Annotated in this window: 26 protein-coding genes; 14 read left to right on the top strand and 12 right to left on the bottom strand. The window is 58.4% G+C overall.

Going from position 1 to position 26,918, the window contains the following annotated elements; translation table 11 throughout:
• Both WB528_RS03395 and WB528_RS03390 read right to left on the bottom strand, forming a co-directional pair.
• Nucleotides 1-1,604 (bottom strand): glycosyltransferase (locus WB528_RS03395; protein WP_423887021.1); only part of this gene is annotated, 1,604 nt, incomplete at its 3' end.
• Between the two features lie 665 nt (nucleotides 1,605-2,269).
• The gene (locus WB528_RS03390) at nucleotides 2,270-2,764 is read right to left on the bottom strand and encodes a trypsin-like peptidase domain-containing protein (RefSeq protein ID WP_423887020.1); all 495 of its coding nucleotides are present in this window, start codon (nucleotides 2,762-2,764) and stop codon (nucleotides 2,270-2,272) included.
• Nucleotides 2,765-3,053: 289 nt separating this feature from the next.
• On the opposite strand from WB528_RS03390, the gene WB528_RS03385 reads away from it, so the two are divergent.
• Nucleotides 3,054-3,362, top strand: coding sequence for a c-type cytochrome (locus WB528_RS03385; protein ID WP_423887019.1), 309 nt, complete (start codon nucleotides 3,054-3,056; stop codon nucleotides 3,360-3,362).
• Between the two features lie 54 nt (nucleotides 3,363-3,416).
• Here the strand turns inward: WB528_RS03385 and WB528_RS03380 are convergent, their stop codons facing one another.
• Nucleotides 3,417-4,730: an NRAMP family divalent metal transporter gene (locus WB528_RS03380; RefSeq protein WP_423887018.1), complete on the bottom strand. Its 1,314-nt coding sequence runs from the start codon at nucleotides 4,728-4,730 to the stop codon at nucleotides 3,417-3,419.
• Between the two features lie 203 nt (nucleotides 4,731-4,933).
• Between WB528_RS03380 and WB528_RS03375 the strand changes: the two genes are divergently transcribed.
• The 4 genes from WB528_RS03375 to WB528_RS03360 all read left to right on the top strand — a co-directional run bounded on the left by WB528_RS03375 (nucleotide 4,934) and on the right by WB528_RS03360 (nucleotide 10,130).
• On the top strand, nucleotides 4,934-6,022 hold the full coding sequence (locus WB528_RS03375) for an HlyD family secretion protein (RefSeq protein ID WP_423887017.1): 1,089 nt from the start codon (nucleotides 4,934-4,936) through the stop codon (nucleotides 6,020-6,022).
• Nucleotides 6,019-8,748 (top strand): ribosome-associated ATPase/putative transporter RbbA, encoded by a 2,730-nt coding sequence (gene rbbA / locus WB528_RS03370; protein WP_423887016.1) that lies wholly within the window; start codon nucleotides 6,019-6,021, stop codon nucleotides 8,746-8,748. The genes WB528_RS03375 and rbbA overlap by 4 nt, the downstream gene beginning before the upstream one ends.
• Nucleotides 8,749-8,754: 6 nt before the next feature.
• Entirely contained in the window at nucleotides 8,755-9,882 is a 1,128-nt protein-coding gene (locus tag WB528_RS03365; RefSeq protein ID WP_423887015.1) for an ABC transporter permease, read from the top strand.
• A 77-nt stretch (nucleotides 9,883-9,959) separates the two neighbouring features.
• Nucleotides 9,960-10,130, top strand: coding sequence for a hypothetical protein (locus WB528_RS03360; RefSeq protein ID WP_423887014.1), 171 nt, complete (start codon nucleotides 9,960-9,962; stop codon nucleotides 10,128-10,130).
• Between the two features lie 221 nt (nucleotides 10,131-10,351).
• On the opposite strand, the gene WB528_RS03355 is transcribed toward WB528_RS03360, so the two are convergent.
• Genes WB528_RS03355 through WB528_RS03345 form a run of 3 tightly spaced genes read right to left on the bottom strand, consistent with a single transcriptional unit; the run spans nucleotide 10,352 to nucleotide 13,332 of the window.
• Entirely contained in the window at nucleotides 10,352-11,461 is a 1,110-nt protein-coding gene (locus WB528_RS03355) for an ABC-type transport auxiliary lipoprotein family protein (protein WP_423887013.1), read from the bottom strand.
• A gap of 9 nt (nucleotides 11,462-11,470) precedes the next feature.
• Nucleotides 11,471-12,217 (bottom strand): ABC transporter ATP-binding protein, encoded by a 747-nt coding sequence (locus WB528_RS03350; RefSeq protein ID WP_423887012.1) that lies wholly within the window; start codon nucleotides 12,215-12,217, stop codon nucleotides 11,471-11,473.
• A 2-nt stretch (nucleotides 12,218-12,219) separates the two neighbouring features.
• Complete coding sequence (locus tag WB528_RS03345; RefSeq protein WP_423887011.1) at nucleotides 12,220-13,332, bottom strand: MlaE family lipid ABC transporter permease subunit; 1,113 nt, start codon at nucleotides 13,330-13,332, stop codon at nucleotides 12,220-12,222.
• 277 nt (nucleotides 13,333-13,609) lie between these two features.
• On the opposite strand from WB528_RS03345, the gene WB528_RS03340 reads away from it, so the two are divergent.
• Both WB528_RS03340 and WB528_RS03335 read left to right on the top strand, forming a co-directional pair.
• Nucleotides 13,610-14,020, top strand: a complete 411-nt coding sequence (locus WB528_RS03340; protein WP_423887010.1) for a hypothetical protein — start codon at nucleotides 13,610-13,612, stop codon at nucleotides 14,018-14,020.
• Nucleotides 14,021-14,076: 56 nt separating this feature from the next.
• On the top strand, nucleotides 14,077-14,310 hold the full coding sequence (locus WB528_RS03335; RefSeq protein ID WP_423887009.1) for a hypothetical protein: 234 nt from the start codon (nucleotides 14,077-14,079) through the stop codon (nucleotides 14,308-14,310).
• A gap of 10 nt (nucleotides 14,311-14,320) precedes the next feature.
• Here the strand turns inward: WB528_RS03335 and WB528_RS03330 are convergent, their stop codons facing one another.
• Nucleotides 14,321-17,050 (bottom strand): GNAT family N-acetyltransferase, encoded by a 2,730-nt coding sequence (locus tag WB528_RS03330; protein ID WP_423887008.1) that lies wholly within the window; start codon nucleotides 17,048-17,050, stop codon nucleotides 14,321-14,323.
• The gene (locus tag WB528_RS03325; protein WP_423887007.1) at nucleotides 17,050-17,505 is read right to left on the bottom strand and encodes an HPP family protein; all 456 of its coding nucleotides are present in this window, start codon (nucleotides 17,503-17,505) and stop codon (nucleotides 17,050-17,052) included. Before WB528_RS03325 ends, WB528_RS03330 begins: the two co-directional genes overlap by 1 nt.
• Before the next feature lie 130 nt (nucleotides 17,506-17,635).
• Here WB528_RS03325 and WB528_RS03320 point away from each other — a divergent pair, with 130 nt between their 5' ends.
• Together WB528_RS03320 and WB528_RS03315 are read left to right on the top strand one after the other, a co-directional pair.
• Nucleotides 17,636-18,619: a zinc-dependent alcohol dehydrogenase family protein gene (locus WB528_RS03320; RefSeq protein WP_423887006.1), complete on the top strand. Its 984-nt coding sequence runs from the start codon at nucleotides 17,636-17,638 to the stop codon at nucleotides 18,617-18,619.
• Nucleotides 18,616-20,148, top strand: coding sequence for an AAA family ATPase (locus WB528_RS03315; protein WP_423887005.1), 1,533 nt, complete (start codon nucleotides 18,616-18,618; stop codon nucleotides 20,146-20,148). The genes WB528_RS03320 and WB528_RS03315 overlap by 4 nt, the downstream gene beginning before the upstream one ends.
• Before the next feature lie 12 nt (nucleotides 20,149-20,160).
• Here WB528_RS03315 and WB528_RS03310 read toward each other — a convergent pair whose 3' ends face one another.
• The 3 genes from WB528_RS03310 to phbB are packed head-to-tail and all read right to left on the bottom strand — an operon-like array spanning nucleotide 20,161 to nucleotide 23,159.
• Nucleotides 20,161-21,960 (bottom strand): PHA/PHB synthase family protein, encoded by a 1,800-nt coding sequence (locus WB528_RS03310; RefSeq protein ID WP_423887004.1) that lies wholly within the window; start codon nucleotides 21,958-21,960, stop codon nucleotides 20,161-20,163.
• A 31-nt stretch (nucleotides 21,961-21,991) separates the two neighbouring features.
• Entirely contained in the window at nucleotides 21,992-22,390 is a 399-nt protein-coding gene (locus WB528_RS03305; protein ID WP_423887003.1) for a hypothetical protein, read from the bottom strand.
• Nucleotides 22,391-22,433: 43 nt separating this feature from the next.
• Complete coding sequence (phbB, locus tag WB528_RS03300) at nucleotides 22,434-23,159, bottom strand: acetoacetyl-CoA reductase (protein WP_423887002.1); 726 nt, start codon at nucleotides 23,157-23,159, stop codon at nucleotides 22,434-22,436.
• Nucleotides 23,160-23,296: 137 nt separating this feature from the next.
• Here phbB and WB528_RS03295 point away from each other — a divergent pair, with 137 nt between their 5' ends.
• From WB528_RS03295 to WB528_RS03275, 5 genes are all read left to right on the top strand, one after another.
• On the top strand, nucleotides 23,297-24,130 hold the full coding sequence (locus tag WB528_RS03295; protein ID WP_423887001.1) for a universal stress protein: 834 nt from the start codon (nucleotides 23,297-23,299) through the stop codon (nucleotides 24,128-24,130).
• 162 nt (nucleotides 24,131-24,292) lie between these two features.
• The gene (locus WB528_RS03290; RefSeq protein WP_423887000.1) at nucleotides 24,293-24,622 is read left to right on the top strand and encodes a c-type cytochrome; all 330 of its coding nucleotides are present in this window, start codon (nucleotides 24,293-24,295) and stop codon (nucleotides 24,620-24,622) included.
• A gap of 93 nt (nucleotides 24,623-24,715) precedes the next feature.
• Entirely contained in the window at nucleotides 24,716-25,438 is a 723-nt protein-coding gene (locus WB528_RS03285; RefSeq protein WP_423886999.1) for a CBS domain-containing protein, read from the top strand.
• A 124-nt stretch (nucleotides 25,439-25,562) separates the two neighbouring features.
• Nucleotides 25,563-25,730 (top strand): hypothetical protein, encoded by a 168-nt coding sequence (locus WB528_RS03280; RefSeq protein ID WP_423886998.1) that lies wholly within the window; start codon nucleotides 25,563-25,565, stop codon nucleotides 25,728-25,730.
• Between the two features lie 74 nt (nucleotides 25,731-25,804).
• Nucleotides 25,805-26,002 carry a hypothetical protein gene (locus tag WB528_RS03275; RefSeq protein ID WP_423886997.1) on the top strand — a complete coding sequence of 66 codons (198 nt, stop codon included), beginning with the start codon at nucleotides 25,805-25,807 and terminating at the stop codon, nucleotides 26,000-26,002.
• Between the two features lie 77 nt (nucleotides 26,003-26,079).
• On the opposite strand, the gene WB528_RS03270 is transcribed toward WB528_RS03275, so the two are convergent.
• The gene (locus WB528_RS03270) at nucleotides 26,080-26,748 is read right to left on the bottom strand and encodes a helix-turn-helix domain-containing protein (RefSeq protein WP_423886996.1); all 669 of its coding nucleotides are present in this window, start codon (nucleotides 26,746-26,748) and stop codon (nucleotides 26,080-26,082) included.
• Nucleotides 26,749-26,918 lie beyond the last annotated feature (170 nt).

Raw genomic sequence — 26,918 nt, 5'->3', positions numbered from 1 at the left:
GCTGCGTCCATTGCGGTGCGGCGGATCAGGCACATCGTGCCATGGACGATGATGGCGTTGACCTCGTTGCGCTCGACCATCCCGATGTCAAAGAAGCCGGCATATTCGGCGTTCATGGCGGCGTGGATCGAACTGCGGCAGCCGTCACGATGATCCTGCGGTGCCTGGATCAGTCCAACCGTCGGGTCAGCAAAGCCGGGGACCAGATCCTTGAGCCAATGTGGATCAACTACGTAATCGGCGTCGATGACCCCGATGATCTCGGTGTCAGCGGCGGTCTGCGTTATCGCGAGCCGTAGCGCGGCGGCCTTGAATCCCTCGAGATTCTGGACGCAAACAAACTTGAAACGCGGCCCGAGCTCGCGGCAGCGCTTCTCGATCGGCTCCCAGAATGCCGGATCCGGCGTGTTGTTGATGACGACCACGCACTCAAAATCCGGGTAATCGAGCCGCGCCACCGAATCGATCGTACGCAGCAGCATGTCGGGAGGCTCTCGATAGGCAGGAATGTGGATCGAGACCTTCGGCGCGCGAACGTCCAGTATCGGCGATAACAAATTCAACAGCCGCAATGGTTTGCCCCCGAGCGCGACGGTGGTCATCTCGTGCACCCGGAACAGTACAATCGGCGCCAGCAGACCCAGCAACGGAAGCGCGATCGCAAATGTGATCACCTCGCCATGCAGGAGATAGTGGTCGTGCCAGTACACCTGTACGCCCGCGCACCAGTCACCGATCAAATGGTCAGCTCCGGCAAGCACCATTGCCTGGCTAATGGTCGCTCCCGGAAGCGCCAGAATCGAGACCGAGAAAAAAGAGCCAACAAGGACTGCCAGCAGAGCTGCCTTCCAGTAGTCAGCGTCGACAAGCGCTCCGGTCCACGCAAATTTTGGACGCAACGACGCATCGAGGATACCCCAATAGGGGCCGACGTTGCCCTCGAAAATCTTTTCCGGTTGATCGATGGCCTCGACAATATTGTAGTCGATGCCGAGTTCGTTGGCCTCGGCAACGAAGTTGCGCAGCACGCTGGCTTGGCTGAGCGGACCCGGGACGGCGCGTTCGAAATTATGACCCGCACTTGGCCAGCCAAACTCCCCGATGACGATCTTCTTCCCCGGATATGCTGTACGCAGTTCGTTGTAGATCGCGAGCGATCCCTTGACGGCGCTTTTCTTCGGCAATCCCTCCCAATATGGGATGATGTGAGCGAAGACCTGGTCCACGGCGTCAACGAGTTCTGGATGGTCAACAAATGTCTTCCAGTGGTCGGCGGTTGCCACCGGCACCGGACTCTCTCGCTTGACGCGGCGGACAATTTCAGCAAGTTCGGCCGCAGTGTGTTCATGCCGGAAGATTGTTTCATTGCCCACGACCAGCCGGGTGACGTTGGGGTTGCGCCGCGCCAGGTCAAGGGCGGTCTCGATCTCGCGCTCGTTTCGCGCTTGATCCTTATCGATCCAGATGCCCAACGTGACCGTTAGCCCAAGTTGAGCCGCGATCTCTGGAACGCTTTCCAGGCCTTGCGTTGAAGCATAAGTACGTACCGCCTTTGCCTGTTTGGCAATCGCGGTGAGATCGGTGCGGATCTGCGCCTCGGACACAGCCAGATTCCCGGAAGATCGTTTGGCGAACCGGTTGTACGAAACGCTCGCCAGCTGCGCTTCGACCTGTGCCGCAGCCGTGCGTGGTTCTGCCAGACCCCAAATCGCCAAATGCAGGCTCGCGACCAAACAAAGAACTGCAACGACGGTGACAATCGGCAAGTTCTGACGGTGGCCGCTCGCCGCGCCAATCGACCTTTCATATCCGGCCCCCTCTTCCCGCGTCGTCATTTACTTGCCTTGCTCCGGCCCGACCAGTCGATTTCGCGACTGACTTTCGCCGAGTACGAGGACAGATATTCAAGCGGCAGCCTTGATAATGGCCCGCAAAAACGACTTACGTGATCTCAATTGCGGCGGCTGCAGACAAGCCTGGCATCACTTCCCAACCTAGCCAAGCTCGCCGCCCAAGCAGAATATGTGCAGGGCGTTACCGCGCACATCGTGAAAATGGAAAGTCAGCCACCAGTTCGCGACACTTAGTCCGCCTTCTGCACCCTCAGCCAAATCCCGACAATGGCGCAAGCCGGCGCGGCAAACCCGAAGCTTCGCCCGCTTATAGTATCATTAGCTCGCACAATATTGATCCCGATGATTTCGCCGCGCAAGTTGAACAGCGGTCCCCGGAACTTCCGCGATCGAGCAGGACGCCTGTCTGGATGAGGTCATTGCCTGAAACACCTAGCCAAGATCAATTGGAGAGAGCTTACTATTCCAAAGCTCGCACTGTATTCAAGTCCCAGTAGATCACCAATCGCCAGAACGAAGTCACCGGACTCCGCATCGTTGGCGCAGTCGACCGTACCGGCCACCAAGCCCGCAGCGTCGATTCTGAGAAAGGCGAGATCGGATTCTTGGTCTGTCAGGATAATGCGCGCAGCGAAACGGCGACCGTCGAACAGGAGCACCGATATCGCTTCTGCTCCTTTCACGACATGTTCACTTGTTACAATAAGGCTGCGACCGGCATCGACGATTATCCCGCCACCGTGCACCTCCCGTGTTACCGGCAGCGGGCCGTCAGGAAATTCGGAACCAGGACCAGTTGGTAGATACGCCTCCAAGGCTTGCACGGTTGCCTTAACGGTAACGACGGAGTGCTTAACTTGCCTGACTAGCGGCGCAAGTGTTTGAGTAATGGGCCCGCCGGCAACCGGCACCTCACCTCCTATAACCTGCACTATCGAACAGACGAGCAGCATCAAGGCCGCAAGGGCACACTTGCTCGAGTCCGATGGAACGCTACTCGCATCATCGACAGGTCGCCTTCTTACTCGCGCGACGTTGACAGCTCGAATTTTCCTAGATCAAACGCAGAAGTTTGAGATGGATCAAAGCTCGTTTGGTTAGACCTGATATCGGCCTTCGAGCGCCCTCAGCTATCGGTCACGCGTCAACTGGCTGGTCGGTTTCAGGAGTAGTTCAACTCGCGACAATCGGGGAATTCAAATGCGTCCCGCAATACTGCGTTTAGCGATCGCAATTGTGTTGTTCAATTGCGCCGCGGCGTCGGCGCAAGATGTGGAAAACGGTCAGCGGCTGGCGGAACGGTGGTGCGCCAGCTGTCACGCAATTGGTACACCCACGACCAAAAAAACCTACGTCATTTCATTTGCGGCGATTGCGGAGAAGCCAGGCATGACTCCCGAACTTATCGCTTCCTTCCTGATGTTACCGCACGCCACGATGCCGAACCTTCCGCTCCGGCAGAATGATGCGCAAGACCTTGCCGCGTACATCATGAAAATGAAAAAGTAAGCCATTCGCTGCCCGCGATTGCTCGATCGCGTTTGTGGCCGGCCGCCACACTCGTTAGCCGGGCACAAGCATCAGGATTGCCGCCAACCCCATGATCGCTGTTCCGATCCAGCCCAGAGTCACGATTTTCCAGCCCGAAGTGAACGCCCCCATCACCGACTTCCTGGAAGCGATCAGGATGATTACGACCATCAGCGGGACTGCCACCACACCGTTGATTACGGCGCTCCAGAATAAGGCCTTCATCGGGCTGATCGGCGAGTACTGGATGAATAATCCGGCAAGCACGCTGACGGCGATCACGCCATAGAATCCGCGCGCGTCTTGCGCCTTCCGTTCAAGGCCCGATTGCCACCCCATCGCCTCGGCAAGCGCATAGGCCGCGGAACCCGCGAGTACCGGCACGCCGATCATTCCGACGCCAAGGATTCCAAGCGCGAACAGAAGAAAGGCAAAATCGCCCGCAAGTGGTCGCAGCGCGGTCGCCGCCTGAGCGGCGGTTTCAATGTCGGTAATTCCAGACACGTTCAGCGTGACGGCGGTGGCCAGAATGATGAAATAAGCCGTGAGATCGGAATATAACATCCCACTCCAAGTATCCCACTGAATGCGCCGGAGTTCGGCCGGGGCCGCGTTCGGATTTTCCAAAAGCGACATGCCGTGCCTTGCGTGCATGTCCTCCACTTCTTCAGAAGCCTGCCAGAAGAAGAGGTATGGGCTGATCGTCGTACCGAAGATGCCAACGATCACGGTGGCTGCGCTAAAATTTAACGTCATCTTCGGCCAGACCGTTCTTAACGCCACTTCTGCCCACGGCACCTCGATGGTGAACAGGACGGCGGCATAGGCCAGCAGCGAAAGCGTCAACCACTTAAGAAAAAAGACGTAGCGATGATAAGGCACAAAAAGCTGAAGCAGCAGCGTTCCAGTTACAAACACAGCGGTCATGAGATGGCGATCGAAACCGCTGACGAGCTCCGCGACCTCGCCCATGGCTGCTACGTCAGCGGCGATATTCAGCGTGTTAGCGATCAGTAAAAGCAAGACAACGCCCTTGAGTACAATCGGCGGGAACGATGTCTTGATATTGGCGGCCAGCCCCTTACCGGTCGCTCGCCCGATTTGCGCGCACATGATCTGGATCGCTGCCATGAGTGGATACGCGAGCGGCATCGTCCAGAGCATGTTAAGGCCGAATTGGGCCCCTGCCTGGGAGTAAGTGGCGATGCCGCTAGGGTCGTCATCGGCTACGCCGGTGATAAGCCCCGGACCGAGCCGTGCCAGTGGGTGCTCCTTCAGGCGACCCAAAACGGCAAGAATTGTGTTTACGGGCTGAGGTTTCTTTCCGCTTTCCTCGGACGACTGCACGGTGCTTGACCTCGTTCCAGCAAAAAAGAGCGATCGTAGGCCATCTCCTGCGACCGCAGCAATGGGACGAATTTTCCCGGGATAGCACGAGCCGGGGTTTGAGTTGGGTCAAGAAGACCGGCGCCAACGGATTGAGCCAAGTCAAACACGGACGCATCTGGCAATGCAAAACTGGCTAGGTTACCCAAATCAGGGCCGGAAAAATGCAAATTTCCAACGAGTTGGCGGACCAACTGCCGAAGGAGTCAACGTCACCTTCGCTCGTACCACTCGATTCCCGGCACCTCCCGCTTGTTCAGAAGCCGCGACCCGCACGCCGGCTTCGGTGGATCTGGGTCGCCCTTGTTTGCCTGTCAGGCGCCGGTGGTGGTGCGGGGTATTACGCCTGGAGGCAGGCCCATCCCCCTCTTCCCTTCGGAATCAGCTTAGGCAACGGCCGTATCGAAGCCGACGAGGTCGATATCGACACGAAGTTCGCCGGGCGCGTAACGCAGCTTCTGGTCGACATCGGCGACAGGGTCGCACCCGGACAGGTTCTGGCGCGGATGGACACCGAGGATCTCCAACAGTCTCTTTCAAAATCGGAGGCGCAGATTCGCCAGGCCCAACGTGCTGTCGAAGAAGCCGAGGCCAACCTGATCCAGCAAGAAACGCAGAGGAAGCTCGCAGAGCAGGAAATGAATCGTACCCGCACGCTTTTAAAGAATGGTTGGACTACGCAGCAAATCGCGGATCAACGTCAGCAACAGCTCGATGGCGCGATTGCCGGATTCAATGCCGCGACTGCCAGGGTTCTGGTTTCACGGCACGCCCTGGAGGCAGCCGAACACGACGCAGGCTTTTACAGGGTAGAGATCGCTGACAATACGCTTGTCGCGCCGAAACCGGGGCGGATTCAATATCGTCTGGCCAATATCGGTGAGGTTGTTCCGGCTGGAGGCAAGGTCTTCACCATGCTGGACCTGTCCTATGTCTATATCGACATCTATCTGCCGACACTCGAAGCGGGCAAGGTCAAGATCGGCGCCGATGCGCGGATCGTTCTCGACGCCTATCCAGACCATCCGATTCCGGCAAAGGTCTCGTTTGTCGCAAGCCAAGCGCAGTTCACGCCGAAGACCGTAGAAACGCAGACCGAGCGTGACAAGCTGATGTTTCGCATCCGATTGCGGATCGATCAGGAACGTCTGCTCGCCCATGCCGACGCGGTCCGAAGCGGGCTGCCTGGCCTCGCCTATGTCCGATGGGATCCGGCGCTCGAATGGCCCAAGAACCTGCAGGGTTCGCCATGAACGACAGCAACGACGCGGTCGCCGTCGTTACTGATCTATCCCATGCTTACGGATCGGTAGCGGCGCTGGACCGGGTATCGGTTTCCCTGCCCGCAGGCCGGCTGGTCGGGCTCATCGGGCCTGATGGTGTGGGTAAATCGTCACTGCTCGCGATACTGGCCGGTGCCCGGGCGATTCAGCAGGGTGAAGTACGCGTTCTGGGCACGGACATCTCGAGCGCCGCCGCCCGCGCTTCAGTATGCCCGCGGATTGCCTACATGCCGCAGGGGCTCGGAAAGAATCTTTATCCGGACCTGAGCGTGACGGAGAATATCGAGTTTTTTTCCCGGCTGTTCGCGCAGTCGCGCGAGGAGCGCGCCTTTCGCATTCAGGAACTCTTGGGCAGCACCGGGCTTGCACCCTTCGCCGATCGGCCGGCAAAAAAGCTTTCCGGCGGCATGAGGCAAAAGCTCGGGCTCTGCTGTTCGCTCATTCATGACCCCGACCTTTTGATCCTCGACGAACCCACGACCGGCGTGGACCCCTTGTCCCGCCGGCAATTCTGGGACCTCATCGATCGCCTGCGTGGCCGAAGGTCGGGAATGACCGTGATCGTTGCGACCGCCTATATGGAGGAGGCCGAACGGTTCGACTGGCTGATCGCAATCAACAACGCGAGAATTCTGGCGGCCGGTTCGCCCGCGGATTTGAAGGCAAACACCGGAACCCGGTCGATCGAAGAGGCCTTCGTTGCGCTCCTTCCCCATCATCCGCATGGCGCCAGCCTCGCAACGATCAATCCACGGCCCGAGTCTGCCGCCGAGCCCGTGATTGTCGCCAGCGAGCTTACTTGCCGGTTCGGCGATTTCACGGCGGTCGACCGCGCGAGCTTTTCCATCCGTCGTGGAGAGATCTTCGGATTTGTCGGCTCGAATGGATCGGGCAAGACCACGACCATGAAGATGCTGACGGGACTGTTGCCGCCTTCGGAAGGTGAGGCGCTGATCTTCGGCCAAACGATGCACGCCAATGACCTAGAGGCCCGGCGCCGCGTCGGCTACATGTCGCAATCCTTCTCGCTCTACGGCGAACTGACTGTTCGTCAAAACCTCTCCCTCCATGCGCGGCTTTTTCACTTGCCTCGTGCCTTCGCCAGTAAACGGATCGCCGAACTGGTCGAGAAATGTGGCCTTGCAGACAGTATGGACCAACTGGCCTCCGAGCTTCCGCTCGGCATCAGACAGCGGCTGTCGCTTGCCGTCGCGGTGGTCCACAAACCGGAACTCCTTATCCTTGATGAGCCGACCTCCGGCGTCGACCCCTTGGCACGCGACCAGTTTTGGGAGCTTCTGATTGATCTGTCGCGAAATCAAGGCATCACCATTTTCGTGTCCACGCATTTTATGAACGAAGCGGCGCGGTGTGACCGGCTCTCCCTCATGCATGAAGGACGCGTGCTTGCGACCGGCACGCCGGCCGAGCTGGTTAAAGCAAGGAGGGCAGCCAATCTCGAAGACGCCTTCATCAGCTTTCTCGAGCAAGAGCGGCCGCCTGTTGCTTCGCCACTCGTGATCGATCAGACACCTTCGGCCAGGCCAACAACCAGCCGGCCTCGCGGTCCTTCTTTCAGCTTCCAGAGGCTATTCGCGTACACGATCCGGGAGAGTCTCGAGCTGCTCCGCGATCCGATCCGCCTGAGCTTCGCGCTGTTCGGCACCGCGCTTTTGATGATTGTTTTTGGCTTCGGCATTTCGACCGACGTCAACAACCTCTCCTTTGCAGCTCTTGACCGCGACCAGAGCCCGGAAAGCCGCGCCTACCTGGAGGAACTGAGAGGATCGCGCTATTTCGTCGAGAAGCCACAGCTCGCCGATTACGCCGACATCGATCGGCGCCTCAAGAACGCGGACATCGATGCAAGCATCGAAATTCCCCCGAATTTCGGCGTCGACCTCAAGCGAGGACGCCCGGTCTGGGTGTCGGTCTGGATCGATGGCGCCATGCCCTACCGTGCGGAGACGATACGAGGCTACTTGCAGGGCATGCATCAGCTCTATTTGAGCGACCCCGCCGTGAAGACGACCCAGCCAACATCGCCGCCGCCCGCTGATATCGAGGTGCGATTCAAATACAATCAGGATTTTGACAGCGTCTTTGCGATGGTGCCCTCGACGATCGCAATGATGCTTGCCTTGTTTCCTGCGATCCTGATGGCGCTTGCGGTCGTCCGCGAGAAAGAACTCGGATCGATCACGAACCTCTATGTCACGCCGGTGACCCGGCTCGAATTTCTATTGGGAAAACAGCTTCCTTACGTCGCCGTCGCCCTGATCAATTTTTTCGTCATGTTCATAATGGCAATACTCCTGTTCAAGGTGCCCCTGAAAGGCAGCTTCCTAGCGCTCGTTATCGGCACGGTCATATACGTCTTCACGACAACCGGTTATGGCATGCTGATTTCGACCTTCTGCAAGACCCAGATTGCCGCGCTGTTTGGGACTGCCATTCTCACCATTCTGCCGGCCCAGCAATTCTCCGGCATGATGACCCCAGTGTCGTCATTGTCGGGCATGGCGCAGATCATCGGACTCTGTTTCCCAATGAGCTATTTTCGTCCAATCAGCGTCGGCACATTCACCAAGGGACTGGGATTTGAGGATCTTGGACCGAGCATCCTGATGTTGATCGTGTTCATCCCGGTGCTGACGACGATCAGTATGCTGTTGCTTCAAAAACAGGAGCGCTAGAGGTCGATGCGCACCTTAAGCAACATTTTTTGGCTCGGCACGAAGGAGCTTCGCAGCGTTCTAAGCGACTGGGTGCTGCTCGGCTTCGTGATTTATTCCTTCTCACTTGCCATCATCAGCCAGGCGCAAAGCAGTTCCCAGGAGCTGTATCATGCCTCGATCGGAATCGTCGATGAAGATCACTCGGAATTGTCGCGACGAATAACCCATGCATTCCTCTTGCCCTACTTCAAGCCACCCGTCGCGCTTGCCCAGGCTGACGTCGAGCATCTGATGGACGTAGGCAAGTACACCTTCGTCGTGGATATTCCGCCAAACTTTCAACGCGACGTGCTGGCCGGACACCAACCCGAAATCCAGGTCAACGTTGATGCGACAGCCATGGTCCAGGCCGGGCTAGGTTCAGGCTACGCCGAGCAAATCATCAACACGGAGATAGCCCAGTTCTTATCACATGCAGAACCCGTCCCGTCGTGGCCGGCAAACCTCGACATCAGGATTGCGTTCAATCCAAATCTGACGACCGCCTGGTTCACCAGCGTCATGGGCATCATCGGCAGCGTCACCCTTCTGGCGATCATCCTGGCTGGCGCGGCCTTGGTTCGTGAGCGCGAACACGGCACAATGGACCATCTGCTGGTGATGCCCTTGAGCCCGTTCGAGATCGCGATGTCGAAAATCTGGGCTAACGGATTTGTCATCGCGCTGGCCACCGGCCTGTCTCTCTATCTCGTCGTACGCTTGCTTTTGGAGGTGCCGATCGCGGGTTCGATCCCGCTGTTCATGTTCGGCGCAATTCTATACCTGTTCTTTGCTACTGCCGTCGGACTGTTTCTAGGCACAGTCGCACGATCCATGCCACAGCTTGGCTTGCTGTACATGCTGGTTGCGGTCCCCATGAACATTTTGTCTGGAAACGCGACGCCACTTGAGAGCATGCCTTCGTGGCTCGCAATGGCCATGCAAGCTTCGCCCTCCACCCACTTTGTATCGTTCGCTCAGGCGATCTTGTACCGCGGCGCCGGCATCGAGGTTGTGTGGCCGCAATTTGTCGCAGTCGCAGGGATCGCGTCACTATTCTTGATCCTGTCGCTGCTTCGCTTTCGCTCAGCGCTAAGCTCCGCCGCATCATGACGGACAGATGACAATGCTGACAAATATTCGTCGTCAGCTTTTGCGAAAAAATCAAGATCGCAGGGAGTTCCTGAGCCATGATTAATATAGAGCTTTGCCCAACGGCGCTGCCCTGGTCAGTAATCCCTACACGGACAGGTCTGAATATCTCTGAAATCAATATTGAACTGGATCAAATGCAAGCCGCTTACAAAGCGGCAGTCGAACAGTCGATCGACTCGATCAAGCAGGAGGAAGCACTAGCTTAAGTCAATCACACGGTTGCCGAGGTCGACAAGTGGGAAGCCGCACACTTCAAGGAAGAAGAAATTCGGAACCGCGTCAAGGCGGCAAAAGAAAGGTACGAAAGCGCGCTACGCGAGAACTTCTTAGGCTTCTGAATGATAACATTTCGGCGACGGGCCGCGTCTTCGAGCGTCGCGGCCCTTTGCATTTACTGCTCCGTCTATCCGGCGTACAGCACCATTACTTAACGCACCGATGCAACCCAAACGACTAGATCGCGAGCAAGCTCATCGAAGGCGCGGTTGAAGGCGCTCGCGGCAGTTGCCGGCGCAAGACTATCCACCCGTGCCGACTTCTCGATGATGCGCGCCGCCTTGATCTGCCCGGCTTCGTTGATGATCTTGGCCGACAGCGCAATGGTCGCCCGAGGCTCCAATTCCGTCGAGATTTCAAATTTCCGCAGATCAGTCACAAGACGCCGCTTTCCGGTCGGATCGGCGGGATCACCTCTCACCGGCGCGTGCGCAATATCATAGTTCTCGAAGCTCTGTAACAGCTTTGCCTGGAGAAGAGCTGGAAGGCTGTCGCTCCATTGCACGTTTTCGAAATCATCGTGTGGCTCTTCATCGGGAGCAAACAGAAAACGCTGTGTTTGGAGGCGAGCTGTCGCCGTCGGCTCGATAATCGCCAAGCCGGGCTCCAGTGGAACTTTCGGCGCGTCGAATTTATCCGCAGCGCGCAGATCGTAGACGATCTTGCGTGGCGGTGTGCTGGCTCCGGTCATCTTCTCGAGACCAGAAACGATGCCATCCAGCTTCGGCGTATTGCGTGCCAGTCCTTCTGTGAAGGTGCTCAAATTTGAAATTGCATCATGGAGCGGGCCCGCATTGTCCGACAGCACGCTATCGACCTTGCGCAGCGCATCGCGCGCAGCTTGAGTCATGCTCTGTCCGGCCCCCTTTTCCGCGATTAGCGCACCCTGAACAGGGGGCGCTGAAGGATTTTCGCCCCCCTCCAAGGAGACCACCGGCACGCCGGTCAGCCCCTGAAACTCGAGGCTGACCCTGGTGTCCGCACGAACCGGCGTGCGTTCCGTAACCGCAATGCTCGCGTGAACGTCATGGGGATGGTCGGCAACAATCTCCAGTGTAGTGACCTCTCCAACCCGGATGCCGTTGAACAAGACGCCTGCGCCAACCAGCAGGCCCGGAACCGGTCCGTTGAAGACAAGCTGATAGGTGTCGCGCTTGCCTATGCCGCCGGCATTGTTAAGCCAATAGACAAAGCCGAATACGGCTGCGATCGTCGCAAGCACGAAGGCGCCAACAATGACATAGGGAGCACGGGTTTCCATGATTCTCTCTCAATTGGCTTCAAGGTGAAGCATTCGCGCACGTGCGCCGTGAAAATAAGCTCTGACCCAGGGATGATCCGAAGCCAGCACCATCGACAGGGGTCCGAGCGCCACGATCTTGCCGTCCGCGAGCGCCGCAATGCGGTCGCAGACGGCCGCAAGCGAGTTTAGATCGTGAGTGATCATGAAAACCGTAAAGCGGAGTGTTTGCTGCAACGTCTTGATGAGAGCATCGAACTCACCCGCAGCGATCGGATCAAGACCTGAGGTCGGCTCATCGAGGAACAGGAGCGCCGGATCAAGCGCCAGCGCCCGCGCAAGAGCCACCCGCTTGGTCATGCCGCCGGACAGTTCCGCTGGAAATTTGTCGCCGTCTTCGGCCTTCAGGCCGACCATCTCAAGCTTAGCGTTGGCGATCTCATCAAGTAGTGCATGCGAAAGATGCGCCGCTTCTCTCAAGGGAAACTGAATGTTTTGTCGGACGGTCAGCGCCGAGAACAGCGCCCCCTGCTGAAACAACACGCCGCGACGCTGTCCCTCCTTGGCCACAGCATTCGCAAACGTGATTTCACCGCCCTGCTTCGGCAACAACCCGATCAACGTTCGCATCAGAACCGATTTACCCCCGCCAGACGCGCCGACCAGCCCAATGATTTCGCCTGCGCGTACATCGAGGGTAAGGTGGTCAATCACTGTATGTTTGCCGAACCCGACCACGAGGTCGCGGACGCTGATGGCGATGTTGTCGTCGGGCATGGCTACATCCCGATGGAGGCGAAGAATACGGCAAACAACCCGTCGAGAACGATCACGAGGAAGATCGATTTCACCACGGAGGTTGTGGTCTGCTTGCCGAGCGACTCGGCGCTGCCTTGCACCCGCAAGCCTTCGGTGCAGGCCACAATGCCGATCACCAGCGCCATAAAAGGAGCCTTGAGAATGCCGACCTTGAAGGAAGTGACCGAGACCGCCTCACGCAGCCGCTCGATATAAATGGCCGGCGCCATATCGCCGTAAAACTGAGCGACCACCTCACCACCGTATAACCCTGCCATCGACCCGATGAATGTCAGGATCGGCAACGCTATGATCAGTGCGACGACGCGCGGTAAAATCAACACAGCGACCGGATCAAGACCCATCGTGCTCAGCGCGTCGATCTCTTCGCGCATTTTCATCGAACCGAGCTCGGCGGTATAGGCGCTGCCGGACCGGCCTGCGACCATGATCGCAACGATGAGTACGCCAATCTCACGCAACACCAGGATTCCGACCATATCGACGGTATATGACTCGGCGCCAAATTTGCGGAAATGAAAAAAACCCTGCTGAGCGATGATCGCGCCGATCAGGAAGGTGATGAGCACCATGATCGGAATTGCCAGCCATCCGACCTTGTAGAGCTGATAGACGGTCGACGTCAGCCTGAGGGAACGCGGATGGCGCAGCACACCAAGCAAGGCTACTCCGACGGCACCGAGCATTTGCAGAAAACTTGCGCTCTCCGCGACGGCCCCGCGCCCGATTCGCTCCAGGAGATCCAGGACGAGGCTGTTTCGCCGCTGAGCGGCAGGCTGGCTGCGATTGACGCCTCGCACCTCCCGCATGAGACCAGCGTCGGATTCGGAGACACCGGTCAAGCTCACGTTAACCGATGCCGAGGAACATTGCCGCGAAAGTTTCTCGAATAGCCAAGCTCCCACCGTGTCGAGCTCGGTCACCTCGCTAATATCGATCGTTTCGACCTCCGAAGGAAGCCGGCGTTGGCAGAGTTGCTCCAAGACTTCAATGTTCGCGAGTGTCCACGCACCGCTCGGACGAAGCGTAACGTGCTCGTCGTGAACGACAATCAAATCTGGCTGAGCGGTCACGCAGGATCCTCCGATCGGTCGAAGAAAGCTAGCCGGGTGTTGCAAGCGCTCCTTTGACACAGCGCAATGATCCATCTTCACCCATTTGATGCAGATCAAAGCCGGACAACGACATTTTCCCTTAGTGTTGCACTCGAAAAGCGCTCATTCTGGCGCTCGCGGCGCCTTTTGTTGGGGTCGCGCGCAGCCTCTCATTCCGCTGGTAATCGAACGGTTGCACAAGCACAAAGCCGAAATGACCGCGAACGAAGCCGCCTGACATCACCTGGAGCAACAGATGAATCGCCCCGCCTTCAAACCGATCCTCAACACTGAGCTGCCTCACGGCTTTCGCTCCATCCGTTTTGAGCGGGCGCGCGATCCCCACCATCCCGAGGGTGACAGCGGGACCGCCTATATCCTGATAGCGCCGCTCGATTCCGAGTCCCGGATTGACGGCGAGCTTGCCAAAAAGCACAAGGACGCTTGCCGCGTCATAAGGAGACGTCCCGGCGGCGAGGACAGCCTCGGCCATCTCGTTCACGGTCCCGGCGGCAGCTGGCGATTCCGTTACGACATAGCGGGAAGCATGCCGGATGAAACAGGCGCCCATTTTGACGATGAACGATTTGAGCCGGGCGAGTATGTCTCTGTTCACGAGCACGATGGCCCGAAAGTCTACCGTATCGTTTCCGTATTGCCACTCTAGCCTTCGAAATCGCGTTGCATCGGTCTTAGTCGCGGCTACCCGCTTTAGGAAACGCGATGAGCGAGATTACTCACTTTATCGCCATACCCTTCGACCTAACCGACGATGGCATCGTCGCGGGCCAGCCCTTCAAATGCGCTACACCTGCGTCGGCCATCGAGCGTGCCAAGGGTTTCTGGCAAATACTCGGGCATGCGGGCGCTGTTGCGTTCGTGCGAACCGGCTATCCGGAAGCTCAGATAACAGTGCTTAGAAGATTCGGCACTGTTCCGGATAAACTGCCGATTTAAGCAGCGATGGTTAGCTTACACGCTGGGCCGACACTTCCTTTACAGCCCCTCCAAGATCGAACGAGACTACCAGCACATGGAGATCCTTCGGATCACTGGTAACCTTGAACCCTAACTCGCGGCACATTGCGAGCATAGTGGTGTTTTCGTTGAGAACCTCACCAAACAATGATTTCAAACCCTCGGCACGCGCGTACTCGATCAAGAGCTGCATCAAGGCCCAGCCCAGGCCTTTTCCCTTCAGTTCAGAACGAAGCAGGATGGCGTATTCGGCTGTCTCGTAGCGAGAATCCGAATGCAACCTGACGACACCAATAACTTCTTTGCTTACCGAATCGAGTGCAACGAAAGCCATGGCCCGCGCATAATCCAATTGAGTAAGTCGGCCCACAAATTGGTGCGAAAATTCCTTGACGGAGTGAAAGAACCGTAGCCGAAAATCCTCTGGCGACACGTTTTGCAAGAGCCTCACTATCGCGGGCTCGTCATCCGGCCGCATTGGGCGCACGCAAACCGTCCGACCGTCCCTCAATTGCAATTGACGCTCCCATTCGGTCGGATAGGGCCGAACCGCAAACCGCGTCCGTCCGGCAAACTTCGCGGCCGGCATGCTGATGCCGACACGCGCATCGAGGGCCAGAACTCCATTTTGGTCCGCCAGTAAAGGATTGATATCGAGTTCATGTATTTCCGGCAGATCGGCCGCCATTTGCGACAGTTTCACCAGGATCAACGGTACGGCATCGGGCGGGACGGCCTGGACGTCCCGATAGGCCACCAGCAGCCGTGAGACCCTCGTCCGGCCAATGAGGCTACGTGCCAGATTCATGTCGAGGGGAGGTAGCGCCAGCGCCTTGTCGTTTATGACCTCGACCGCCGTCCCACCACGGCCAAACGCTATGACCGGGCCGAAGGTGGGGTCGTCGGTGAGTCCGACGATCAGCTCACGCGCTCCGGGGCGCACGATCATCGGCTGGACCATTACGCCCTCAATGCGAGCCTCTGGCCTAGCACGTTTCGCATTGGCCATGACGCTGGCTGCCGCGTCGCGGACGTCAGGCTTTGTCGTCAGGCCGAGAACGACACCGCCAACATCCGATTTGTGGGTGATATCGCGCGACAATATCTTGATCGCGACCGCAATATTCTGGGCAAGGAACGTCTCAGCCATCGCAACCGCCTCGTCGGGACTGCCCGCGGCCAGGGTGGGCACCATCGGAATGGCGTAGGCTTTGAAGAGGCCCGCGATCTCGATCGGATCAAGCCATGAGCGACCGTCCCTCAACGCGTCGCCAACAATTTTTCTGGCAACGCTAACATCCGGCGTGAAGAGTGATGACACGTCCGGCGGAGTCGCCAGCAGTGCTTCCGTCGCCTCGCGATGCTTGACGAGGTGCATGAAGGCGCGCACGGCATCGTCCTCGGTCGGGAAAAGCGGAATCTCCGCCTGGTCGAAGATCTGTGCAACGCGCTGGTCGGTACCGACCCAGGCGGCCAGTACTGGTTTCGACGACGCTCCTGCCGTCGTACGATTAGCCTTCACGCGCTTCGCGACTGCCTCGGCGATACGGTCGGCTGGCGCTACTGCGGTTTCGACATTCATCACCAGGACCGCATCGCTTGACGGATCGTTGAGCACGACATCCAACGCGTTGAGGTAACGGTCCGCATCGGCGTCGCCCGCAATGTCAATCGGATTGGCCTTCGACCAGGTCGGCGGCAGCACCTCATTCAGTTTTGCGGATACCACCGGATCAAGAGGCGGTGCTGTGCCTCCAAGTTCCACAAGCCGATCGACAGCAAGGATGCCGATGCCACCGCCATTTGTCAGGATCGTCAGGTTTTTACCGCCAGGCCCACGAACATGGCGGCCGAGTAGCTCGGCACAATCGAACAGTTCGCGCAAGTCGAGCACGCGCAACAATCCCGCGCGGCGGAAAGCGGCATCGTACACGGCATCTGAACCTGCGAGCGCGCCAGTATGGGTTGCGGCGGCCTTCGCACCCTGCGCCATCCGGCCGGACTTGACGACGACGACCGGCTTGAGGCGCGCCGCAGCGCGGGCGGCCGACATGAATTTGCGCGCGTCCGTGACCGCTTCAAGGTATAGAAGGATCGCGCGAGTCTTATCGTCCAGCGCGAAGTAATCGAGAAGATCGGCAACATCGACATCAAGCTGATCGCCGATCGAGACGATTCCCGAGAAACCCACCGATTTCTCAGCTCCCCAGTCAACCATTGCAGCCGCGATCGCACCCGACTGCGAAATCAACGCCAGTGAGCCCGGTGCCGGATGACGTGCGGCGAAACTCGCGTTCAACCCGACACCCGGAAACATGATGCCAAGACAATTCGGACCGACAATTCGCAGCTTATGAGCACGGGCAGCCTGCTCCGCCGCCTCTGCGATCGATCCGGGGCCATGTCCAAGACCGGACGAGATAATGACCGCGCCAGCTACCCCAAGCTTCCCGGCCTGAATGATAATCTCGGGAATAGCCGGTGCCGGCGCGGTGACGACGATCAGGTCTGGGACAAACGGCAAGTTTTTCAAATTCGGATAGGTCTTTAGCTCGCCTATCTGGTCATAACGCGAATTAACGACCGCAATCTCGCCGGAGAATCCACCCTTGGCAAGGTTCTTCAGGATGAGTGCCCCGATCGAGGGGGATCTCGGGCTGCCGCCGACGACAGCGACGCGCTTCGGTGTGAAAATGCGCTCAAGGCCGAAGGTCGACATCAGGCTTCCGCGAAAGGCAGCGACGGCGGATACTGCAGCACAGAGAGCGCCATGGCTCGCATGATGTCCTCGCGCGCGATGATGCCCAGAAGATTCTTGCACTCGTCGACGACAGGAAGGCTCTTGACGCGATGCTTGATCATCAGTTCAAGGACGCGCTGCAAATGGGTTTCAGACTCGACCGCAATGACGTCGGCAGACATGATTTCGTCAACCGTGGCGGCCATACCATCTTTGTAGTGCGGTACGAGCTGATCCTCGGTAAAGGCGAACGGCTTCAGAGCGTCCAGCTTTGAAACCATCCCGACCAGCGTGTCGTCTTGCACGACCGGATAGGCTTCGAAGGTGTCAGCAGCGAAAAGCCGGTAGAGGTCAGCAACCGTGGTTTCGGGAGTAACACTTCGGACCGTGCGGGTCATGTAGTCGCCGACGGTTTCCTGGAGGAATTCGTACATTGCCGTTTTCCTTCGAAAAAGAGCATATCACTTTTCTAGAGTCCCGGCTGCGGTTCGGCTTTGACCGAGATCAAACTTGAAGACAGCAATAGCGGTGAGATTGGATTGATTATGATGGGAAATAAGTGACATGCATGCGATGGTTCTTCCCGGACGCGGCGAAAGATTAGTGCCGCTGGAGCGGCCAGACCCGATACCCGGGCCAGGCGAAGTCCGCGTCAAGGTGAGCGGCTGCGGCGTCTGCAGGACCGACCTGCACGTCGTGGATGGGGAACTGCCAGATATCCCGTATCCCATCATCCCGGGTCATGAAGCCGTCGGCAGGGTGGACGCGCTGGGAGACGGCGTTACCGATCTAACGATCGGCATGCGCGTCGGCGTTCCGTGGCTCGGCTTTACTTGCGGCGAGTGCTTCTACTGCCGCGCCGCTAAGGAAAACCTTTGCGACCGCCCCCAGTTTACCGGCTACACGCGGGACGGCGGCTTCGCCAGTCATCTGGTCGCAGACGCGCGATATTGTTTTCCTCTTGGCGAGGACGGAGATGACGCCGCGCTCGCACCCCTGCTTTGCGCTGGTCTCATTGGCTGGCGATCGCTGGTGATGGCCGGTGAAGCTCGCACGATCGGCATTTACGGTTTTGGCGCCGCCGGCCATATCGTGTCTCAAGTGGCGCGCGCGCAAGGGCGCACAATCTATGCCTTCACCCGGCGTGGCGACACCGAAGCTCAACAATTGGCTCTCTCACTCGGCGCGACCTGGGCCGGGGCTTCGGAAGACCTCGCTCCTACCGAACTGGATGCGGCGATCATTTACGCACCTATCGGACCTCTGGTGCCACAGGCTCTTCGCGCCGTACGCAAGGGCGGTCGCGTCGTCTGCGCCGGTATCCATATGTCGGACATTCCAACCTTTCCTTACCATATCCTCTGGGGCGAACGGCAGGTCCTGTCGGTCGCCAACCTGACCCGCAAGGATGGCGCCGACTTCTTCAAGGCGATCGCCAACGTCAAGATCCAGACGCATACGACTGCCTTTCCCCTCAGCCAGGCGAACGAAGCACTCGCCCATCTGCGCGAAGGAAAACTTGTGGGCGCCGCGGTATTGCTTCCATGACGCAACCTGAACAGGCAACGCACGACAACGATCAGGAAGCGGTCCTAGGATTTCTAGGCGACAGCGATCCGACCTGCACGCGCGTCGACACCCACGCCTCGATCGTTTTTCTCGGAAAGGATCGAGCCTTAAAAGTAAAGCGGGCCATCCGCCTTCCCTTCCTGGACTACTCAACGATTGAGAAGCGCAAGAAAGCTTGTGAAGAGGAACTGATCGTCAACCGCCGCTTCGCGCCACAACTCTACCGGCGGGTCCTTCCTATCACGCGAGGAAAAAGCGGTCTCGAAATCGACGGCGAGGGTCCTGCGGTTGAATGGGCCGTGGAAATGTCGCGATTCGATGAGCAAAAGACTTTCGACCACTTGGCCGAAGCCGGTGATATTGCGCCAGAGCTTGCCGAGACGCTTGCTACGACACTTCGCAGCGCTCACCAAAAAGCAACCGTTTCCGATGGTGAGAGCTGGCTCGCCTCGATTTCAGAGATCATTGATCGAAATACGAAGGTATTCCTCAGCGAGCCGCAGCTTCCTCGCGACAAGGTCCAGCGGCTTGTTGCACTGAGCCAGCAAGAGCTCGGCGACTATTGGCAACTCCTGCGCGTACGCGCCTCGGAAGGCATGGTTCGCCGTTGCCACGGCGATGCACATCTCGGCAATATTGTCTTGATCGATGAACAGCCGATACTTTTTGACGCGATCGAGTTTGATCCAGCGATCGCGACCACTGACATACTTTATGATCTGGCCTTTCCGCTGATGGATTTCTGCCATTTCGGCCTGACAGCCTGTGCCAACCGGCTTTTCAACGGTTACCTGCAGACAAGCTGGCCGGAAAACGGCAACGCACTCCGGCCATTGCCGCTCTTTTTGTCCATGCGCGCGGCAATCCGCGCCAACGTCCTTTTCACCAAACGTCGCCTTGCGCTAGACCGCAGCCACGACGCAGAGGATGCGCGAGCTTATTTCGATCTCGCGCTGCGCTACTTCGAGCCAGTTCGACCGTCGCTGGTCGCGATCGGCGGGAAATCGGGAACTGGAAAGAGCGTATTGGCGAGGGAGCTGGCAGCGCTGTTGCCGCCGCTTCCCGGCGCAGTCGTTCTGCGTTCGGATGTAATCCGCAAGGAGCTGTTCGGAAGCCCGCCACTCGTGGCCTTGCCGGAAGCCGCCTACGGGCAGGAAGTCACCGCGCGGGTTTATCGGACACTTACTGAACGCAGCCGGCAGATCCTTGACCAGGGGTTTTCCGTCGTGGTCGACGCCGCCTTCTTGAAAGAGTCCGAGCGGAATGAACTCTCAAAGGCGGCCGGAGATATAGGCGCAGATTTCCGCCCTCTCTTTCTAACCGCCGATCTTGCCGTCCGCCTAAATCGTATCAAGTTGCGCAGAAATGACGCGTCGGATGCGACGACAGAAGTCGCCGCCGGTCAGGAAGATTACCAGATCGGAAAAATCGACTGGTCCACCGTCGATGCCTCCGGTTCGCCCGCCCAGACCCTCGAGCGAAGCAAGGCCTTCCTATCACCCGAATAGGTTGGGAGCCTTTCAGTGCTGTAGCACATAGGATCCGGGCGCCTCGGGCGACGACCTGTCGAGTGATGGCGGCGCAACCGGCGGACCGGACCGCGCGGCAAGGAACCGCACCCATTCCTCCCACCACGATCCCTCGTGGGATGGTGCGAGCTTGGCCCACTCTTCTGGACCGACGTAGGGATCGCCGGACTTTTTCGTCAGCACTTGATAACTGTGTTCCGCCTCGTCCGGCGCGGCAACAATTCCCGCATTGTGTCCGCCGTTGGCCAATACGAAGGTGACGTCTGCATCCACCAAAAAATGGATCTTGTGGACTGACTTCCACGGCGCGACATGATCGCGAAGAGTGCCGACGACAAACATCGGCTTGCGAATATCGGACAGAGCAATCGCCCTGCCGTCAACCTTGTAGCGCCCCTCCGCCAGATCGTTATCCAGGAACAGATGACGCAGATAATCCGAATGCATCTGATATGGCATGCGTGTGGCATCGGCATTCCACGACATGAGGTCGCTCGGCGGCGCCCGCTCGCCGATCAGATAATCATGTACCATGCGCGACCAGATCAGGTCGTTGGAGCGCAGCATCTGGAAGGCGCCAGCCATCTGTAAAGGACCAAGCACGCCCCGCTGCGACATCATGTCTTCAAGAAAAGCGACCTGGCTTTCATTGACGAACAGCGTGAGCTCGCCGGCTTCCGTGAAATCAGTTTGGGCGGCCAGCAACGTCACTGAGCGGAGACAGTCCGGACGATCACGTTCCAGCCGCGCCGCCGCGATCGACAGCAGCGTGCCGCCAAGGCAATAGCCTGCGGCATGGATTGCTCGCTCAGGCATCATTTCGTTGATGGCGGCGACCGCCGCGTCGACCCCGCGTTCCCGATAGTCTTCGAGGCTGAGATTCCTGTCTTCGGATGTCGGGTTCTTCCAGGAAATCATGAAAACGGTGAAGCCGTTCTGGACCAGAAACCGCACCAGCGAATTGTGCGACGACAGGTCAAGGATATAATATTTCATGATCCAGGCGGGCACGATCAGCACGGGTTCGGGCCGCACGCTCGGTGTCGTCGGCGTATATCGAATGAGCTCGATCAATTCATTTTGGTAAACGACGTTGCCCGGGGTGACCGCGACGTCCTTGCCGACGACAAATCGCTGATCGTTACCGGGGCCGCCGCTCCTCAGCAGCATCAACCAGTCCTCGATCCAGTTGTGCAGGCCATAGACGAAATTGCCGCCCCCGGTCTCCATGATTTTTCGCAGCACCTTGGGGTTGCTGAAGACGAAATTTGTAGGAGCGACCGTATCCAGGCTCTGCCGAAGAACAAAATCGGCGATCGCAGCGTTGGAATGCGCAAGTCCGTGGATATCGGTCGTTGTCGAATGCCACCAATCCTCAGCCAACAGAAAGGCCTGCGCCAGCAAGTTGAACGGGGGCAGTTCCCAATCGCGGCCCGCAAAGCGACGGTCCGTCGCAGGCGGCTTGATGACGGACCACGGTTCGAACCTGGCGTGCTTCGGCACCAGCGCATTCGCAAACCCCAAGGCATTCTGAATGGCCTGCCCTGCCAGCGCAGCGCGCTTTCCGGGAGAACCGAGCAGGTGAAGCTGCCAATCGGCGAATGCCAGTGCGATAGCGGCGGGCGAGAGACCTCCCGTAAACCGCGCCAGAGCCGCGTGAAAAGCTCGATCTACTGAGTCGGTAGCAATTGAAGCATTTGAAGACAACTCCTTCTTCTCCTGGGGCACAACTGCCTCAACCGGTTCGTGCACCGAGTTGGGTAGGACGCGTGCTGGTGCCGAAGCCGACATGATGAGCTCCTTTTCGGATAACCGGGCCGCTTCAAGCGCGGGGCTCGGCGAGGTTGAAATGCTTCCGACCGATGGCGATGATCTCCTCATCTGTCGGATGATCGCTGGATTCCAGATGAAGTGTGAGTTCCGGCCGCGACGACTGCAAATAATGCATGAGAGTTGCCTTCTCGATCCCGGGTCCAAGGATCAGGAAATCGTTGCAGGCCTCGACAGCTTTGGCGATCGCCGAGAGAAACGCAGGATCCTGCTCGACATGGCCAGATCCGATCGCATTCGAATGATGGTGCAGATGGGATGAAGAAAGATGAGCGCGCACTGTGCTCGCGCTCACCCCAGTCAGTCCCATGGCGAATATCTTCGCCGTCATATGATCGATCCAGATGACGGCTCGCCAGTGAACTTGGGCTGCTTGCGCCGGATGTGTCACTTGCTTCTCTCTGCTCTTCTGATGTTCTGTCTTGATTCGGCGCTCAGCTCAGATACTGACCGCCGTTGACGGAAAGCGTCGAGCCGGTGATGAAACCCGCGTCCTCAGACGCGAGAAACAGTACCGCGCGGGCAATTTCCTCTGGCCTACCGAGACGGCCGAGGGGAATTTGCGGCAAGATGCTTTTCTCCATGACGTCGGCCGGTACAGCGTCCAGCATGTCGGTATGGATATAGCCGGGGCAAATCGCGTTGACCGTGATTCCGAACCGGGCAGTTTCGAGGGCAAGCGCCTTCGTGAATCCGAGCTCACCTGCCTTGGCGGCCGAATAGTTCGTCTGGCCGAACTGGCCTTTCTGACCGTTGATGGACGAGATTGTGATGATGCGGCCGAATTTCCGTTCACGCATGCCCTCGATCACCTGCCGGCACATATTGAACAGACCATCTAGGTTGGTGCGGATGACGGCGTCCCAATGCTCTCGTGTCATCTTATGCAACGCTGCGTCGCGAGCGATGCCTGCATTGTTCACCATGACATCGATCGGCCCGAGCGCTGCTTCAACGGCCTTTACGCCGAGGGTACAGGCATCAAAATCGCTAATGTCCCACCGTTGGACGGTGATGCCCGTCTCGGCCTGAAACGCATGGGCGGCCTCGGCATTTCCGGCGTAGGTTGCGGCGACAACGTAGCCCGATGCCTTCAGCGCGCGCGCCGTGGCCGCACCAATGCCTCTTGTCCCGCCCGTCACCAATGCCACACGCGCCATTTTCAGTCTCTTTTTAAACTTGCTGAGAAAACGATAATCTGCGCAGCAGAATTGGACTTTGACGTGCATCAAATTGGGGAGGCAGGGCGAATGCTTTGATTAAACTATCGCCGCTCGCAACCTTGAGGAAAGCCATCATGTACAGGAATCTGCTGGTGCATATCCCGACCGAACGCTCGCCGCGTCCGGCGATCGATGGGTCCGTTTCGTTGGCAATGACCTGTAGCGCCCCCCTCGAGGCCATCGCTGTCGGCTATGAGTCCGTCAATGACGTTCCCTTTGTTGCCGAAGGCGGTGTTGCTATGGCGCCGCTGTTCGAGGCCCAGCACCAGCAAGCAGTGGAGCGCGCCCGGGCGGCTCTCGCCGTTTTTGAGTTTGAGGCGAAGGCGGCGCAGATCGCCTATAGGTGCCGCCCATTTGGTGGCACATTCGCCGAGGCGGCCGACATTCTTGGCGCGACCGCAAGGCTGTCTGATCTTACGATCGTCTCGCAGCCCGAGCTTACGGATGCGACCAACGACAACTTGATGCCGCAGGAACTCCTGTTTCGGTCCGGTGGACCCGTTCTGGTCGTTCCCTACACGTTTCATGGGGCCTTGAGCATCGACCGCATCGGGATTCTATGGGATGGCGGCCGGCTGGCAGCGCGCGCTTTGCGGGACGCGATGCCCCTGATTTCCAGGGCCAATGCGCTTACGGTTCTGACCGTCAATGAACCAGTTTCTGCGGAGACATCGCCAGAGCGGCTCTTGGCGCACCTTGCAAGCCGTGGTTTGCCGGCAAAGACCCTCTCCCTCCAGGCTGACCATTCCCGCATTCAGTCAACAATTTTATCCGCGGCCGCCGACGAAGGACTCGATCTGCTCATCATGGGCGGCTTTGGCCATTCGCGCTTAAAAGAAACCGTACTAGGAGGGGTCACCCGCGACATGTTCCGGTGCATGACGGTGCCGGCCCTGATGTCGCATTGAAGATCGAGACTCGCATCCTGCGCCTCGTTTTTTTGGGACCAGGCCTGCATCTTTGACCTCGATCAATCGCAGTACTTTGCAGCCGGTTCAAATGGCCCCTTCGGGGCGCTCGTCCTAGAGATCAAATGGACTGATGCCCGGGACCTTAACCTGAGGGTATCCATGCCCCATTACAGACGGGCCGTTGTCAGCGGCATCTTCGCTTTCCTCATCGCCGCATCCGGCGCTCCTTCTTCGCGGGCCTCCAACGCTGAGCAAGGCAAACGCCTCGCGCTCACTTATTGCGCGAGATGTCATGCCATTGACAAGGTAAGCCCGAGTCCGCTGAAGATCGCGCCCCCGTTCCGGACCCTGCACGAGCGCTATCCCGTCGGGATGCTGGAGGAGTCACTGGCAGAAGGCATCGTGACCGGACATCCGACCATGCCGGAGTTCCGCTTCGATGGCGATCAGATCGGCGATTTCATTGCCTTCCTCAAGACCCTGGAGTGACGAACCGGCCGCCCCTCGCCACATTGAGCTATCTCAAAGCGCGATCCGGGAGCGGTTCTATGCTGAAAAAACAGAATTCAACGGAGACATGCCATGCGCGCTCATCAGATTATGACCAAGGACGTTATTACCGTCACGCCGCATACTTCGATCGAGGACGCGGCCAAGATCATGTTGCAGACTCATATCAGCGGCCTGCCCGTGATGGATGAGGCAGGGAAATTGGTCGGCATCGTCTCGGAAAGCGATTTCCTTCGCCGCAGCGAGATCGGAACCGGACGCAAGCGACCGGTCTGGCTGCAATTTCTGATTGGCCCCGGGAGAGTGGCAGCGGACTTTGTTCGTGAACGCGGACGCAAGGTCGAGGACGTCATGACCGAGAACCCGGTCACCGTCGGCGAAGAGACGCCGCTCGAAGACCTCGTCAGGCTGATGGAGAAGAAAGGAATCAAGCGGGTGCCTGTAATGAGCGGCAACACGCTTAAGGGAATCGTCACCCGTTCCAACCTGCTGCAGGCCGTCGCCAGCATCGCGCACGAAATCCCGGATCCGACGGCGGACGACGACCACATTCGCAATCGTATCACTCGCGCGGTCAACGCGAACGACTGGCGTCCTATCGGCTTCGAAGTGACCGTCCGCAAGGGAATAGTCCACTTGCATGGGATTATTACAACCGACAAGGCCCGGCAAGCCACGATTGTAGCCGCTCAAAATACCGCGGGCGTCAAGGACGTACACGATCACCTCTGCTTCGTCGACACCTATTCCGGCTTCTATGTGGAGTCGCCGGAAGATATCGAAGCAGCGCAATAATACAGCCGCGGTCTCCGGGATCCTCCAGCGAGCTGCAGCGGCGGGCCTCCTTTTGATCCAGATCAAATGGCCGCTGCACATTTCGTCCGATTTTAATTCATCAGAACAGGAGAGGAGAACAACCATGCCGACAGATTCGCTCCTGGTCGCGATCGGCGTATGCGTCATGTTTCTGGTTTTCGCTACCGCAGTCGCTTGGGCCGATCACGCCACAAGCCAATGGCTCCGCAACAAGGCAGTGGCCAAGCAGGCAACAATTGACACCAAGCCGCCCTATCACAAGGCGGCTTGAACCTTGCAAATCAAGTTTTTCGAGGACTGCCCGGGCACACACGAATTCTGGGCGCTGCAGTTTTGGAACAAGAAATGACCGATCGGCAGCGCTGGCGCCCCGCCTTGTTTGATTGCCCACGAACAGGTCAGAAGGTTCAGGGACTATTTGCGGAAGAGATGTTCAGCGCGGCCGAACCACGGTATGAACCGGTCTCCTGCCTTGCCTGTTCGGGAATCCACTTCATAGATCCGGTACGTGGCAAGGTGCTGGGTACGAAACGCAACGAATAGAGCAAAGCCACAGCTCTGAAGTAAAGCGGCACGATCGTGCATGATCGTACCGCTTTCTCAAGATCTGAGTTTCACCCTTAGGCGTTGAGCCGGTTGAGCGCGAGGCGGTTGCGAAGCTGGATGCGCCGCGAGGTTTCCAGCGAAATCTTGCCGGAGTGCACGAACTGGGTGAAGGTCCGTGACACCGTCTCGATCGTCAGTCCCAGATAGTCGGCAATATCCTGGCGCGACATCGGCAGCTCGACCGCGGCGCCAGCCGAGTTGCGACCCGCCATTTCGAGCAGGAAGCCGGCGACGCGCTCCTCGGCGCTCTTGATGAGCGCCAGCGAATGCTCCTGGACCCGCTGAAGCTCGCGAGCCGTCAACATCCAAAGCTGCCGGCCCAGGTTCTTTTCGTGCTCCGCGCGAGCCATCACGGCGCTGCGCTTGGCAACCAGAATCTGCGCGTCGCAGATTGCCTCAGCCGAAGACAAATGACTGTCTCCAGCCTCGACGCCAAAAACATCGCCGGGCAGATAGAAAGCGGTGATCTGGCGACGACCGTCATCCAACATGCGATAGGTCCGCACCGCGCCGGAAATGACCTGGTAGAGATACTCGGCCGGCTCATCCTCGCCATAGATTTCGTTGTTGCGGGCAAATCGCATCGGTGCACCCAACAGTCCGAGGGTATCCTCGGTTGCGGCAGCCGGGACGGCCTGGCGAGCGTAGATCGGGGATTTGGCGGTTGCGACGGTGGTGAGCATGGCAAAACTCCGGTTTTCGATCGTTCGTGGAGAGTTTGCCGATTTCCGGCAACTTCGAAATTCAGGCCGTTCCCCTAAGTAGAAAACCGGAGAACTCCGTAAAACTACGGAAGAGTGCAGGTTTTAGCCGCTTGCTGGTCAACGCGCCCCAATTGAGCCAGGTCAAATTG

Source organism: Bradyrhizobium sp. (assembly GCF_049586575.1).
Classification (GTDB): Bacteria; Pseudomonadota; Alphaproteobacteria; order Rhizobiales; family Xanthobacteraceae; genus Bradyrhizobium.
The sequence above is the reverse complement of the archived record's forward strand: the minus strand, read 5'-3'. Positions and strand labels throughout refer to the sequence as shown.